The organism is Spiribacter curvatus (assembly GCF_000485905.1).
Lineage (GTDB): Bacteria > Pseudomonadota > Gammaproteobacteria > Nitrococcales > Nitrococcaceae > Spiribacter > Spiribacter curvatus.
Window position 1 is genome coordinate 1,505,212 of the sequence record NC_022664.1, and the last position, 14,521, is coordinate 1,519,732.

The following is a 14,521-nucleotide window of genomic DNA, read 5'->3' on the forward strand; positions in this document are numbered from 1 at the left end:
CCACTGTTGATCCGCTAGGAACTCCAACTGCCCATGCACCACTGCAGGAATACGCACCGTGACCATGCGGTCTTGTCGATTTAATCGCATGTGTTACCTCGTACGACCATGTATTTTTTCTTATTTATACGAGTTGCTCTCTTCACCAACCCTGACACAACGAAAAAGACCGCTGACTTCACGGGAAGACAACGGTCTACAAGGGATCAGAAGGGGAACTGTGAAGTGGGATTAGGTTATGGACTCTTTGAGTACCCGGTAGACACTCGCTCGACCAATGCCGAGGGTCTTCGCAATCTCGGTCGCGCCCAGTCCCTCTGACCGGAGTTCTTGAACCTGAGTAGGTTGAATGGTTTTCTTCCGACCCTTGTAGACACCACGTGCCTTCGCCTTCGCGATCCCCTCCATCTGCCGTTCCCGACGAAGATTGCTTTCAAACTCTGCGAAGACGCCCAACATATCCAGGAACGCTTTACCTGCACTGGTTGAGGTATCAATAGGTTGTTCAATCGCCTTCAGGGACACGCCCTTGACCCTCAACTCGTAGACGATGTTTTGCAGATCGCGAATAGAACGCGCTAGTCGATCAATCCTTGTGACCACTAGTTCATCGCCCTCACGGAGGAATTCGAGTAACACACCCAGTTCTTTACGACCTTCGGTTGAGGTTCCTGAGACTTTCTCCTGCCGAACTATCTCGCATCCCCATTCTTTGAGGGATTCGACCTGGAGAGTTAGATCCTGCCCTTCGCTGCTAACACGTGCATAACCATAAGTTGCCATCGGACGCCCCTGTGTCTCATTAGAGTATAGACGCTAGTTGCCCGTGTCTTGAATGGCAAGAAAACACCCTAATGAGACGCAGTTACTGCATCATGCTTGGTGTCTCACATCCCTATACTCAATAACACTCAGGAATTATCGCTGGGAGGATCGAGACTTCCCTGAGAGATGTTCCACATCAGTTCATCTGCCTGTCGGAGATAACGACTGATATATCCTTGAACACGTTTCTTGATCTTCCGAAGATCTTTTTCTTCCGATGCCGCAATTTCCCAATCGTGATATTCACGACTTGTCAGATCATCTTCAGGATGGAGTGTGCCCCACGAATTTCTACCATCGATGTCCATGATGTCTTTTTCTTTAGACGCTTTGCGAATCCGCGGATTCTTCATTTCACGTCCGCTGCGACCGAACCCCGTCGTTGCCTGACCCCCTGTGATCCTTCTTCTAATCTCTTCATCAATCGCCCAAATATCAAACGACACTCTCTCTTCACCGAGTTCGTCTCTCGCTCTGTAGAAACCAACCACTCCGCCCTCTAATGCTTTGGGAAGAGTACGCCCCTTCACTTCTTTCTCTTGCCTCGCAAACCAACAGGCAATGTCCCATTTACTACCTCTGTGCCGATTCTCATAGATTCGAAGACAGGTTCTCAGTGCGACGGTCTCTGGGTTTTTGTCGGTGAAAAACCGCGGTCGGGTGCCCTGATTCTTATAAAAACCAAAGTTATCTCGCCAATATCTTTTCCACCATTCGTCAAACCGAGTATTCATAACCACATCGCGACCTCCCCAAGTGCCATAAACACTCCAATCAACCGAGAACCGCCCGTCTCGCTCTGCATGTTGTAGGAATCTGTACCAGTAGAGATAAATGACCTTCCTATGTTGTATCCAGGTCTGAGTACTTTTTTCGTATTTGATGTACTGAGACTTGGACATACGCCGCCGCTCATACAACGTCATTCGTCTTGGTCTCGTATTCGACATCAAAACTCCACCACTTTGTGACCTGTTCGATAACCACCCACACCTATAATGGTCTCGTGAGTTGGGAAGAACCTAACTCACTTTAATAAACTCATAAAGGAGACAGATATGTTTGATGAACATAACCTAGACTACCTCGACGAGGTAACAGGAGCAGATGTGGATGGTCTGTTTTTTGTAGATTACATCTTGGAAAATCCTGGTCCAAGGTGGGTTCGATCCACATTTATGGATACACGTGATATTGCGATCCGCTTTGCGACTGTTGACACCTCCGAGATAAGGAAAATCGACATCCGGTCAATGAAAGACCTAATCGTCCCAGTAAACGCAGATGGTCTATCCGAGAATGATTGCCAATCTGCAAGCATACCCTTTGAACCGCTTTGTCAACGAGTCGAGTGGATCTTTGGCAGCGCATATAGGATCGACAAAAACATGCTTGAAAGTCACAAATCAGGGCGTATCTGTCCGCATCACGAGAAAGGAGTATTCATGCCTGTTAGTGAGGATGGTCTCCTTATTGGTGACCAGAGTGAAATTGTCACTGAACTTAATGCGGATGAAAATTTAGGAGCGAGGTATATTCTTTTGGATATCTCTGAGTCAAATACTGTAGAGATTAAAAACAAGATTGAGGAAATCACTACGCAAAAAATTGACTATTACGATCTGATCAAAGATTTGTTAGATCAGCAAATTGAAGATGTCGATGTGCTAGGTGAGGACTGCCGCCTTGTAAAACATTTGATGGATATATAGTTACTGGAAGAATCGAGAAACAAAAGAATATTCATCTGGTTTTAATAGTAGTCACCTGGTGCATCATCCGGATGACACCAAGTGACTACCACTCCACACTAAAAAATTTAAATTTCCGCAAATATAAATAAACGTACCGACTCACCCATTGCTGTCGTTCGATAGAACTGACCGAGGAGTTCAATGGGTCTCTATGCGAAGCGCATAGATAAACCATGAAATAGATGGTAATAGGACAGGTATACCTAATGAAAATACAACAACTGCCAGACCACTTCTGGACAGACACAAGGGAAGAGGCGATTCAAAGGAGAAAGACCAACGAGGTTTCATCTGACTTCAGGAGACTAGTGAAATCACGAAAAGATCCTCATAGGTTCTATACGCTCACGCTGTATCCCGCCGAGTCCTATGTCCGAACCCACATCGGGTGGTGGAATCAAGATGCCGGTACTAGGTTCATCGAGGGTTTGTTTTCCCTGCTGATCCATCATGTCAGTTCGCATTGTTGCTCTAACTATAGACGAAACATTCATGAGCATCGCCAAATCATATCCCTAGGATTCGTCGAACACTATTCACTCGATATGCAGAGGGTGGTGTCCCCGCACATTCATGCAACGCTTGCTGTTCATTATCAATGGGAAGACAAGTTTGAGGAGTGCTTCCATTAAATACCGATGGATTGGATATTCATCTAAACAGTTCAATTCCGAGACTCAGGTCGGATCCGCTTTTCTTTACCAGGGAACGACACGAAAGAGTTCAACCCCAGTGTCCATCAGACAGGGAATGACCGCATGAAGAGATATAACGTACAAATTGATCGCTGGGGTGGAGAGGTCACCATTGGAAAATTGCGGAAGAAATCCTACGAGTACTGGCAAAAAAGAGGAGACCATCTTCTCGAGGATCACCTCTTGATGGATGATGTCGAGTCGGTCCCCTCGGAGTACAACCTGCATCCTTGGTACGACCAGGACGACCTCCTGCACATTTCTGGACCAGCGTTCTCGGAAAATAACGATCTCACGATAACTGATGTTGACACAGGAGAAGTGAAGGTTGACGCGTCGATTTACGCAGATATTTTCCAAGATAACGCTTGGGTTTTAGATCCAGTGGAAGACACTCTCCCAGACCTAAAAGGTGATGGACTTCTCTATTGCATGTCGGTGGAGAAGGGAGGTTGGATCTTCGATGACATTGAGACAGAGGATGAGTTGGATATTTCCAACCCGTCTTGGTGGTCTTGTTGATGCCAACGATCTCGACATCCGAGCCGGTCTTGATGATGCCACGCTCCACACGGCCCGTGACCACGGTGCCGCGGCCCGAGATCGAGAACACATCCTCGATCGGCATCAGGAACGCACCGTCCACGGCCCGCTCCGGCTCCGGCATGTAGGCATCCATCGCCTGGACGAGCTTGACGATCGCCTGCGAGCCCATCTCGCCGGTGTCCCCCTCGAGCGCCTTCAGCGCCGAGCCGGTGATGATCGGGATATCGTCGCCCGGGAAGTCATAGCTCGAGAGCAGCTCACGGACCTCCATCTCGACGAGCTCAAGCAGCTCGGCATCGTCCACCATGTCCGCCTTGTTCAGGAACACCACCATGGAAGGCACGCCCACCTGGCGCGCGAGCAGGATGTGCTCACGGGTCTGGGGCATCGGCCCGTCGGCCGCCGAGACCACCAGGATCGCCCCGTCCATCTGCGCGGCGCCGGTGATCATGTTCTTCACATAGTCGGCATGCCCGGGGCAGTCGACATGCGCATAGTGCCGGTCGTGGGTCTCGTACTCCACATGCGCGGTGGCAATGGTGATACCCCGCTCACGCTCCTCAGGGGCGTTGTCGATCATGCTGAAGTCCTGTGCAACACCGCCGTACTCGGCCGCCAGAACCTTCGTCATCGCCGCCGTCAGCGTCGTCTTGCCATGGTCAACATGACCAATCGTGCCAACGTTTACGTGCGGCTTGCTGCGCTCAAATTTCGCCTTGGCCACCGTGGATACCCCCTGAAAAGACTCTCTCTGGATTGATTCTATAAAACTCTCGCTTTGGATTGACTCGATGATCGCCAAATCCATCATGAAGATGCTTCTCGACTTTTGAGGAATCGGAAACAACACACGCATAGTAAACCTCGAATGGAACCGGCACGCCGGAATGAGATGAGAGTGACCGGACTCGTTCCTCAAGGTTCTTCGTTTTACCGATCTTGATGAGGTCTGGTATGACGGGGTTGGTTAGGATATAGATTATCTCGTTCAAGGTTGAACCCTATGTTGTTCGATTCTTGATGCTTGGTGATTTGATCACACCTCCAGACTCTCCTCAGAGATCACCTCTGCCTGTCTCAGGACCATGTCCACCGCGTCCTTTTGTTGATCGGGTGGATATTTGTATTTCCTCAACAGAGTACGAATCAGAATTCGCAGTTTTGCCCGAACACTCTCTCGCACCGACCAGTCCACTGTCAGATTGTCACGTAACTTCTTCGCGACCTCACGAGAGATCTCAACCAGAACCTCCTCGCCCATCAACTCAGATGCAGATTCGTTCTTTGCCAGTGCGTCGTAGAACGCCTCTTCCTCGACGGTCAGGTTGTGACTCTCACGTCGCGCCAGATCCTCTTGAAACTCCTTTGCCATTGCGATGAGTTCCTCGATGACCTGTGCTGCCTCCAGAGTACGGTTTGAGTACTTACCGAGAGACTGCTCCAACAGATCACTGAACTTGCGTTGCTTGACGACGTTGGTCTTGAACTTGGTCTTCACCTCATCCTTGATCAGTTTCTGAAGGAGTTCGACTGCAAGGTTTTTTTGCGGCATGTTCATCACGTCTTGAAGGAATTCCTCAGAGAGAATCGAGATGTCCGGAGTCTCCAACCCCGCGAGTTTAAAGACATCCGCCACGCCGTCACCCACAACCGCCTCAGACACCAACTGACGCAGTTCATAGTTCACATCCGTGTTCTTCTCATCAGAACCCCCCCCCTTTATGAGGGGTGCACGGACTGCCTGATAGAACGCCACCTCTGGAGAGAGTTCGAGTGCCTCATCCAGTGTTCCGCACAATGCAAATGCCTTGGTCATCTGCAAAACGGTATCCGCATACCGCCGTTTCCCGTCCTCCTGTGCCAGGACATGATCAAGACATTCCGGAATTAGTCGCAGAGTCTGAGTCCGAAACTCACTCCAGTCGACCGGATATAATAGATCCCTCGCGACCTGCACCTTCTCCTTTAGAAGTCGCAGTGCCTCATTCGAGTCAATCGTTGGTCGCCCCCGACCTCGTGCCGCGCTGTAGTCTGCAAGTGCCTCTTTGAGTTGCGGTGCGATACCGATGTAGTCGACCACCAGACCACCCGGTTTGTCGCCAAACACGCGGTTCACCCGTGCAATCGCCTGTGCCAGGTTCGCACCTTGCATCGGTTTGTCGATGTACATGGTCGCAAGACACGGTGCATCGAAACCGGTCAACCACATGTCCCGGACAATCACGATCCTCAAAGGGTCATCAGGATCCTTGAATCGTTTCTCAAGATCTTTCTTCTGTGACTTATTGGTGTGATGGGGTTGCAGATATGCCTTATCTGATGCCGATGCGGTCATCACGACCTTGATGACTCCCGACATGTGGTCATCTGAGTGCCAATCAGGTCGGATCTCGATGATCTTGTCGTAGAGACGTGCACAAATGTCCCGAGACATTGTCACGATCATCGCCTTACCCGGTTGAGTCTGACTGCGAGTCTCGTAGTGGTTGATCAGATCCTCTGCCACCTCCTGCAGACGTGCATCGGTGCCCACCAATGCCTCGAGTGCTGACCACTGACCTTTCGCCCTTTCCTTCTCGCGTTCATCGATAGATTCGTTGCCTAGGATCTCCTCAACTCCTGCATCAACCTTGGGAAGGACAGACGGATCGAGGTTGATCTTTGCCAGACGAGACTCGTAGTAAATCGGGACGGTTGCACCGTCTTCGACCGCCTGTTGGATGTCATAGACCGAGACGTATTCTCCAAACACCGCCTGAGTGTCCCGATCATTTTGTGAGATCGGAGTACCGGTAAACGCAAGGAATGTTGCATTGGGTAGTCCGTCTCTCAATGACTTTGCAAGACCGTATTTGATCGTTCCGGTCTCACCGTCAATCTTTGCTTTGAACCCGTACTGAGTACGATGTGCCTCATCTGCGATCACCACGATGTTATGACGATCGATCAGGACAGGAAATTTGTCCTCATCCGACTCGAGTCCAAACTTCTGAATCGTGGTGAAGATGATTCCACCAGAGGGTCGATCCATCAGGTAATCACGCAACTCTGCGCGAGAGTTTGCCTGTTTCGGAGTCTCGCCCAACAGATCACCTGCATTTGCGAAAACACCAAAGAGTTGTCCATCTAAGTCTTGTCTATCGGTCACCACGACCAAAGTTGGATTATCTAGGCGAGGTTCCGCAATCAAGCGACCCGCCAGACACGCCATTTCGATACTTTTCCCCGCACCCTGCGTATGCCATACAACTCCACCTTTTTTCGTGCCAGAGACGCCTGACGCGGTCACAACACTCTCTACTGCTGCCTTCACTGCATGGAACTGGTGATAACCCGCAATCTTCTTTATAAGAGTTTGACCATCCTCAAAGACGCAGAAGTATCGGAGGTAATTCAGAAAGATATCTTTCGCGAACAACCCCCGGATCAGGGTCTCTAGTTCACGGTGTTGACCCAGGGGATCGACCTCAACCCCATCAATCGTTCTCCACCGCATGAACCTCTCTTCATTCGCAGAGAGTGACCCAACACGCGCATAGATCCCGTCTGAGATCACCATGCAGGTGTTGTATTGAAAGAGGTCTGGAATATCGTTCTTATAGGTCTGCAACTGGTTGTATGCCGCCCAGATGTTCGCGTGTTCATCTGCCGCGTTCTTCAGTTCGATCACAGAGACCGGGAGACCATTGAGAAACACCAGAAGATCCGGTCTGCGGTTGTGTTTCTGACCATGAATGGTGAACTGATTCACCACCAACCAGTCGTTGTTCTCGGGGTGGTCGAAATCGATAACTCTGAGTTGTTTACCAACCGTCTCGTCACCCTCCTGATAGGTGACTGTTACTCCCTTGATCAACCATGAATGCACCTGTCGATTAGAGGACATCAACGCAGGGATGTTAAGGTTGAGGAGTTGGGACAGTGCGGTGTCTATCGCTGCACGGGGTATCTCGGGATTGAGTCGAATCAGTGCAGACAGGAGTCGATCCTTCAGAACCACAGATCGGTAGTCTGGTCTCTCTGGAGTCCCACCATCAACTGCGATGTCATACCCACACTGATACTCATAACCCAGGTGGTCGAACCACTCGATACATTGCAGTTCAACGTGATCCTCGGTTACCAAACCCATCAGACACCCGCTTCCTCGAGGAACTTCTCCGCATCAGGGATACGAAGTTCACCAGAGATTAGTTTAGGGAGGAGGGCGTCTCGTAATTCGGAAAGAGTCTCGCTTTCGAGATCATTCAACCTTCGTCGCTCTATGAACGATGACAGCAACGACTCTGTCTTCTTCAACAGTTCGGTCGAAGGTATTGTGACCCCGATATCTCCAATGGCAGTTCGTGATAGTTCGATTTGACCAGTTGACCCGTGTCCAAGATTCTCTATCTCACGTTCCATCAGACTCAGATGCATGGACAAAAAAATAGACATCTCTGGGGTAACACCACGAACAATAGAGACGTGACTATCGCAAAGCATTCCTAAATGACTTGAGTCGCAGATCGCAACACGACCAAGCGTGCCGACCCCAGTACTGTTAATTACACAATCGTATTTTTTTAGAAATTTCTCTTTTTTGTATTTCTTATCTGTTGAGGTTGATCTGGCGAGATTTGGACTGATGGACCCATTCCTGATGCACTTCTGATTCAGGATTGTTACACCCTCATCAGAATACTTTGGTGTGACTCCCCGTCCAATAACCGATGTGACGTTACTCAGAGTTGTAGGTTGCCACGCCTCCGGAATCTCTCCAATCTCTGAATCCACCAACTCATCTGGGAACAGATCACTGATTTCAGAGGGAAGACCAGTGGGTCGACCGTCTGCCTTTGCTCGGACAGGATCAAAGTCCACAAACCATGACTTGAAGATTGCCTTGGCGATCTCTTCAAGGGTTTGATTCATCTTTTGATTAAGTTCGATTTTATCGTCGAGGGTCCCAAGGATGTGGGCGATTGCTTTTTGGTCAAAGATCGGGGGGAATTCGCATTCATAGGTTTTAATGGCATCGTTGGGCACTCGCTGGCGCCCGGAACTCCCAACCATGTTTTGTATTGCGTAAGAGCGAAATCCTGGTGATCTTGAAAAATAATAGATAAAAGACTTGTCAGACTTTTCTGGAATAGCACGTAAAACGATAAATTCAGTAGAACCCCAAGCAGGCAACGAATGCCCATTAAACTGGGATGTTTTACCGTTCTCTAAACACGGAGTAACTCTCGCCAGAAGCGTATCTCCAGACTCAAATTTAGAACCAGACCCTGAAAATTCCTTGTTGTATTTAGAGGAAACAGTACGGACCCATGGTTCCAAGTCTTTCATTTCAACAAAGGCATACCGTTCGCCCTTGGTCATTTTAACCTTGGGGTTTAAATCGACAAAGTCTCCGAATCTCATCCTACTCACCTTTAATGAGATTCAAGTTTTTTTGGATGACGGTATCTAGATGACTGCCTTGATTTTGGAGCGATGATAATTGCTCAGACAGATCTCGTACCTTCTCCTCAAACAAAATTCCATCATCTTCTACATCTACCGCCCCCACATAACTTCCCGGTGTAAGTACAAACCCACGGTTCTCAATTTCCTCGGAAGACGCTGACTTACAGAACCCCGGAATGTCCTCATAATGTTCCCCTGTCCTCCATGACTGAACGGTGTCGGTAATCTTTGCGATGTCCTCATCGGTGAAGACTCTTAGTGCGCGTGTCTCCAAGTCACCCATCAGACGTGCGTCTATGAACAGAGTCTCGCCTTGGCGATCCCTGCCATTCCTAGTCTTATCATTGGTTAAGAACCAGAGGCACACAGGCGACTGGGTGTTGGAAAATAACTTACGTGGCAAAGTGACCATCACCTCAACGACATCACCTCGCACCATCGCTTCTCTTATCTGATCCTCACCGTTAGTGCACGAAATCATCGAAATATTTGCGAGAACAACACCTGCCTGACCACCCGGGCGTAACTTCCACAAGATATGTTGTAACCACGCATAATTCGCATTTTCTACAGGTGGTCGTCCAAATCTCCAGCGAGTGTCACTCTCGTACTTTTCACCACCCCAATCTTTATCGTTGAAAAAGGGATTTGCCAAGATATAGTCAAACTTCTGATCGGGAAACTGATCTTGCCCAAAGGTGTCCGCTGGTTCTTTCCCTAAGTCCGCAGAAAAACCTCGGATAGCAAAATTCATCGCCGCGAGTCGCCAAGTAGTGGGATTACTCTCTTGCCCATAGATCGAAATATCGTCGATTCGTCCACCGTGCGCTTTCACAAATTTTTCACTCTGCACGAACATCCCACCAGACCCACAGCAGGGGTCATAGACACGACCTGAGGTCGGCGCGAGAACAGAAACCAAAACCTTCACAACAGATGAAGGCGTGTAGAATTCTCCGCCTTTTTTTCCTTCCAGAGACGCAAAATGCCCGAGAAAATACTCATAGACCTCGCCGAGGAGGTCGGAGGAGTCGTATTTGTCTGCAAACCCGATGGTGGAGACCAGGTCGATCAACTCCCCCAAGACCCCCGGACCCAGATGTGTACGTCCAAACCGTTTGTCCAACTTTCCGCGCAGGGATGGGTTCTCGTTCTCAATCGCGGTCATTGCACTGTCGATGAGAGACCCGATATCCGGTTGTTTTGCCTTCGACCTAAGAGTCTCCCAACGTGCCTCTTGGGGAACCCAGAAAACGTTGTCCTGAGTGTAGTAGTCCCGTTCCTCGAGTTCGTCTCTATAGACTGCAGGGTCTTCGCTGATGAAGTACTCAGAGGAAGGGTCAGAAACCACATCCCGCACCTTGTCCTGTTGTTTGACGAAGGTATCCGAGATGTATTTAAGGAAAATCAGACCAAGGACAATATGTTTGTACTCTGCCGCATCCATCTGCCCTCTGAGTTTATTCGCGGACTTCCACAGTGTTTGTTTGAAATCTGCACTCATCCCGCTTCTCACTCCTTATAGAGAGGAATATCGACCAACCCTGGGTGACTGACCCGACACATCCTGTCGCGAGGAAACTGTAGGGACTTTCTCTTCCTCATGGTTGAAAGTAGCACATCGAATCGAATGAACGCGGTTTCAACCCCGCCTCGCAGTTGCCGAGGACTTACGCGACACGGATTTACGCATCGACTGAATCTTGTCTATGTTCATCTCACCCTGAAGCGGTCGCGCATAGAACCGTTCAATCATGTCCACCGAGGTTCGGGCATTACGCGCCAACGAGAGTAAGTCAATGTGATCGCCCATGGTCAGACGGAACATAATTGCGGTATGCCGCAGGGAGTAAAGCGTCCGAGATTCCCCTGTTGCCGATCTCTTCAGGTTTGCCTCACTCAAAATTTTCTCGAACTGCCTACGCATTGTTTGCAGGGCGTAATCCCTATTCAGGAGTTGGGGAAAGAAAAGATAATCTTCGGGTCCGGTTGGTCGATCCAAAGACCGTTGTAGGTCATGGATCTCACTCATGACTCCAACTCCTGCCTCCATTGATACAACAGCGGTATTCACCGTCTTGGAGTTATCTGTCTGTATTCGCAGATAGGTGTATTCATCATTGACGATCTGGACGTTTCGATATTTCAGCGACTTGATGTCACTCGGACGCAGGAAGGTATTAACCATGAAGAGTGTGAGGAGATACATCTCACGCGTTATCGGATGGTACCGGACAACGACTCCATCCTTGGCGAGCGACAGCGCCGTTTTCTTGAGGAGGTCGTATTCCTCCTTACTGAACCAACCCCGGGGAGAGTCGACCACCTTTATCTTAGGCATTGGCGGCAAACGATCAACGAGACCTTCCCGCAGTCCTACGGTCAGAATTTTGTTGATGAGGGTCAGATGGACTTTGATGGTTGTTGGTCTGAGGTCTCGACTCGACAACGTACGCACGTAGTCTTTGATATGTTTGTAAGTGATATCCCTGACGTTGAACTCAGCAAAGAAAGGCAAAATATCCTTATCAAGTTTTAAACGATCGTTTTTGTTGAGTTTGGGGTTCCTCTCCCCACGCGCGATGAGTTCCTCCTGCTCCTCCAGCAGAGTCAACGCACATTTCTCAAAACTACGATTGTGACGGAGGGGGAGCAGGTTCCGCTCTCGCAACAACACGTCTTCGTAGAACCGCTTCGCAAATTCGATAGCGTCTCTCTTGTCCTGTGTCTTCGTTGACTTCTTGAGCACCCGCCCCTGCGTGTAGTACCGCACCCACCAGAATGAGGAGGCAGGAATCCTAAAGATGACGAGTTTGTCAGGGTATCCTCGACCGATTTTCGAAATCGATTCCTTAATGGGAACCGAACGATGCTTTTGGTCTTTTTTGCTACCTGAAGTCACAGTCTTGATGCTCCACGCCCAAGCATCAGAGTAGTGACTGAAAGTAGTATAGGTCAATATATACTACAAAGGCGCAACACCTACGTTCATAACACGTTGATATGAAGGGAAAAATTGGTGCCGGCGCACGGATTCGAACCGCGGACCTACGCATTACGAATGCGTTGCTCTACCAACTGAGCTACACCGGCAACAGATGCGGATCTTAGACGAGCTGGCCGCTTCAGACAAGCGCTAGCGCCAGCAACGCCGCAGCCAACCGGCGTCTGTCACCACGCCACCGCTCGTGTCGATCATCACCCCGCGTTGACCATCGTCGCGGACGACCAGCGCCCGGCAGTCGCGGTCACTGCCCATTCCCGCCTCGAAGCCATCGGCCCTGACCCGGAGCTGCCAGGCGACCGGATCCGTCGTGGTCACCGCCCAGCCCATCTCCCCGGGCACGCCGGCCTCAAACCGGTAACGATCGGCCAGCCGCGCCTCGCAGGCCACATCCGCAGCGTCGATCGCGAAGCCCTCATAGTCGCCCTCGCTCAGGCGGTATCGCTCCAGACGGCTGGCCAGTTCCAGCAGACAGGCACCCGCCTGCGTCGCCTCGACGCGATGCATGGGCTGGAGGTAACCCGGCACGGCGACCATCGCCAGAGTGGCAACGATGACGAGCACAATCAGCATCTCCAGGAGCGTGAATCCGTTTCCCTCGGGCATACCCCAATCCTGCCGGCAACCGACCGGCGGTGCCCGACTCACCCGACCGCTGCGCTAGATTGGTCGACCACCGGTGAATGGGATCAGTGATATCGATGCACAGGCAGCGCGGCTTTACCCTCCCTGGACTCCTCATCACCCTGTCGCTGACAGTGCTCCTGGCGACACTGAGCGCACCCATGTTTTCGGATCTGGCCATGCAGACGCGGATGGATACGGCGACCGATCGTCTCCATCGTGCCATCCGCTACACCCGCAATGCAGCCGTGGCGCGCGGCGCACCGGTCGTCATGCAGGCGTCGGGCGAGGGCTGGCGCAGCGGATGGACCATTTTCCTGGACCGCAACGCGGATGGCCGGTATCAGTCGAGCGAGCATCGCCTTCGGGCGGCCAACCCGCTACCTGAATCGATTGTCATCGCGGCTAACGCCGGGATCGGGGCAGCGCTGCACTACCAGGCCGATGGCGGTACCCGTCGCCCCAGCGGCAGCCTGCAGATGGGTACGCTGCTTATCTGCCACACCACAGCAACCAGCGCCCTCCAGGCGGGCCGCTCGATCATCATCAGCGTCAGCGGACGGGCACGGATCGAGCGGGCCGAGCCGTCCACTGACGGCGACGATTGCTGATCAGTCCGTGACGGTCTTGATCTCGCCGCGCTTGGGGATGGCCCGCAGCAGGTCGCGGGGCATGGAAAAGACCACGTCCTCGGTATAACTGCCGCTGGTATCCGGCCGCTGCGCCCCCCACTCGACCAGCTGATCGATGACCGCCTGTACCAGTGACTCCGGTGCCGAGGCGCCGGCGGTCACGCCGATCCGCTCGGCACCGGCGACCCAATGGGCCTCGAGTTCCTCGGCCCGATCGATCTGATGGGCTGTCACCCCAAGGCGCTCGGAGAGCTCTGTAAGCCGACGCGTGTTGGAGCTGTTGGCCGACCCCACGATGATCATGACATCCACCTCAGCCGCCAGCTCACGCACCGAATCCTGACGGTTCTGCGTGGCATAGCAGATGTCGTCCTTGCGGGGCGCCTCGATGCTCGGGAAACGCGTCTGCAGGGCGCTGATCACCGATGCCGTGTCATCCATCGACAGTGTGGTCTGGGTGACAAAGGCAAGATCGTCGGGGTTCTTGACGCTCAGCGCCTGAGCGTCCGCTGGCGTCTCGACCAGGTAGATACCGCCCTCATCGGCACGCTCACCGACGTACTGCCCAATGGTGCCCTCTACCTCGGGGTGACCATCATGGCCGATGAGGATGACCTCGCGGCCCTGCCGTGCGTGCTTGCGCACCTCCATGTGGACCTTGGTGACCAGCGGGCAGGTCGCATCGAAGACATGTAAGCCGCGCTCGACCGCCTCGTCCCGGACCGTCTGCGAGACACCGTGCGCCGAGAAGATGAGCGTCGCACCAGCCGGTACGCCGTCAAGCTCCTCGACGAATACCGCGCCCTTGTCGCGGAGGTCATCGACCACCAGTCGGTTGTGAACCACCTCATGACGGACATAGATGGGGCGACCGAATGCCTCGAGTGCCTGCTCGACGATACTGATGGCGCGATCGACGCCGGCACAGAATCCGCGCGGGTTGGCGAGTCTTATTTCCTGCATGATTCGGGTCTCCCATGACACATCGAA

At 51.8% G+C, this 14,521-nt stretch carries 11 protein-coding genes, 1 tRNA gene and 1 pseudogene; 2 read left to right on the top strand and 11 right to left on the bottom strand.

Annotated elements, in window-relative coordinates; translation table 11 throughout:
- Window positions 1–231: 231 nt before the first annotated feature.
- Both SPICUR_RS07360 and SPICUR_RS09940 read right to left on the bottom strand, forming a co-directional pair.
- Entirely contained in the window at window positions 232–783 is a 552-nt protein-coding gene (locus SPICUR_RS07360; RefSeq protein WP_023367630.1) for a recombinase family protein, read from the bottom strand.
- 128 nt (window positions 784–911) lie between these two features.
- The gene (locus SPICUR_RS09940; RefSeq protein WP_148291337.1) at window positions 912–1,727 is read right to left on the bottom strand and encodes a hypothetical protein; all 816 of its coding nucleotides are present in this window, start codon (window positions 1,725–1,727) and stop codon (window positions 912–914) included.
- A 156-nt stretch (window positions 1,728–1,883) separates the two neighbouring features.
- Here SPICUR_RS09940 and SPICUR_RS09945 point away from each other — a divergent pair, with 156 nt between their 5' ends.
- On the top strand, window positions 1,884–2,537 hold the full coding sequence (locus tag SPICUR_RS09945) for a hypothetical protein (protein ID WP_148291338.1): 654 nt from the start codon (window positions 1,884–1,886) through the stop codon (window positions 2,535–2,537).
- Window positions 2,538–3,776: 1,239 nt separating this feature from the next.
- Here SPICUR_RS09945 and SPICUR_RS07375 read toward each other — a convergent pair.
- From SPICUR_RS07375 to SPICUR_RS09585, 8 genes and pseudogenes are all read right to left on the bottom strand, one after another.
- Window positions 3,777–4,544, bottom strand: a pseudogene (locus tag SPICUR_RS07375) (elongation factor Tu); the annotation flags it as partial.
- Complete coding sequence (locus tag SPICUR_RS10255; RefSeq protein WP_076742140.1) at window positions 4,525–4,812, bottom strand: GIY-YIG nuclease family protein; 288 nt, start codon at window positions 4,810–4,812, stop codon at window positions 4,525–4,527. The gene SPICUR_RS10255 and the pseudogene SPICUR_RS07375, both read right to left, overlap by 20 nt.
- A 44-nt stretch (window positions 4,813–4,856) precedes the next feature.
- Window positions 4,857–7,952 (bottom strand): type I restriction endonuclease subunit R, encoded by a 3,096-nt coding sequence (locus tag SPICUR_RS07380; protein WP_023367638.1) that lies wholly within the window; start codon window positions 7,950–7,952, stop codon window positions 4,857–4,859.
- Window positions 7,952–9,226, bottom strand: a complete 1,275-nt coding sequence (locus tag SPICUR_RS09775; protein ID WP_076742141.1) for a restriction endonuclease subunit S — start codon at window positions 9,224–9,226, stop codon at window positions 7,952–7,954. The genes SPICUR_RS07380 and SPICUR_RS09775 overlap by 1 nt, the downstream gene beginning before the upstream one ends.
- Window position 9,227: 1 nt before the next feature.
- Complete coding sequence (locus tag SPICUR_RS07390; protein ID WP_023367642.1) at window positions 9,228–10,775, bottom strand: type I restriction-modification system subunit M; 1,548 nt, start codon at window positions 10,773–10,775, stop codon at window positions 9,228–9,230.
- A 138-nt stretch (window positions 10,776–10,913) separates the two neighbouring features.
- The gene (locus SPICUR_RS07395; protein WP_148291339.1) at window positions 10,914–12,173 is read right to left on the bottom strand and encodes a site-specific integrase; all 1,260 of its coding nucleotides are present in this window, start codon (window positions 12,171–12,173) and stop codon (window positions 10,914–10,916) included.
- A gap of 115 nt (window positions 12,174–12,288) precedes the next feature.
- Window positions 12,289–12,364: transfer RNA gene (locus SPICUR_RS07400), tRNA-Thr, on the bottom strand.
- A gap of 43 nt (window positions 12,365–12,407) precedes the next feature.
- On the bottom strand, window positions 12,408–12,881 hold the full coding sequence (locus tag SPICUR_RS09585; RefSeq protein WP_023367646.1) for a type IV pilin protein: 474 nt from the start codon (window positions 12,879–12,881) through the stop codon (window positions 12,408–12,410).
- A 95-nt stretch (window positions 12,882–12,976) separates the two neighbouring features.
- Here SPICUR_RS09585 and SPICUR_RS07410 point away from each other — a divergent pair, with 95 nt between their 5' ends.
- Window positions 12,977–13,510 carry a GspH/FimT family pseudopilin gene (locus SPICUR_RS07410; RefSeq protein WP_023367648.1) on the top strand — a complete coding sequence of 178 codons (534 nt, stop codon included), beginning with the start codon at window positions 12,977–12,979 and terminating at the stop codon, window positions 13,508–13,510.
- Here SPICUR_RS07410 and ispH read toward each other — a convergent pair whose 3' ends face one another.
- Window positions 13,511–14,494, bottom strand: a complete 984-nt coding sequence (ispH, locus tag SPICUR_RS07415) for a 4-hydroxy-3-methylbut-2-enyl diphosphate reductase (RefSeq protein ID WP_023367650.1) — start codon at window positions 14,492–14,494, stop codon at window positions 13,511–13,513. It abuts the gene before it with no gap.
- Window positions 14,495–14,521 lie beyond the last annotated feature (27 nt).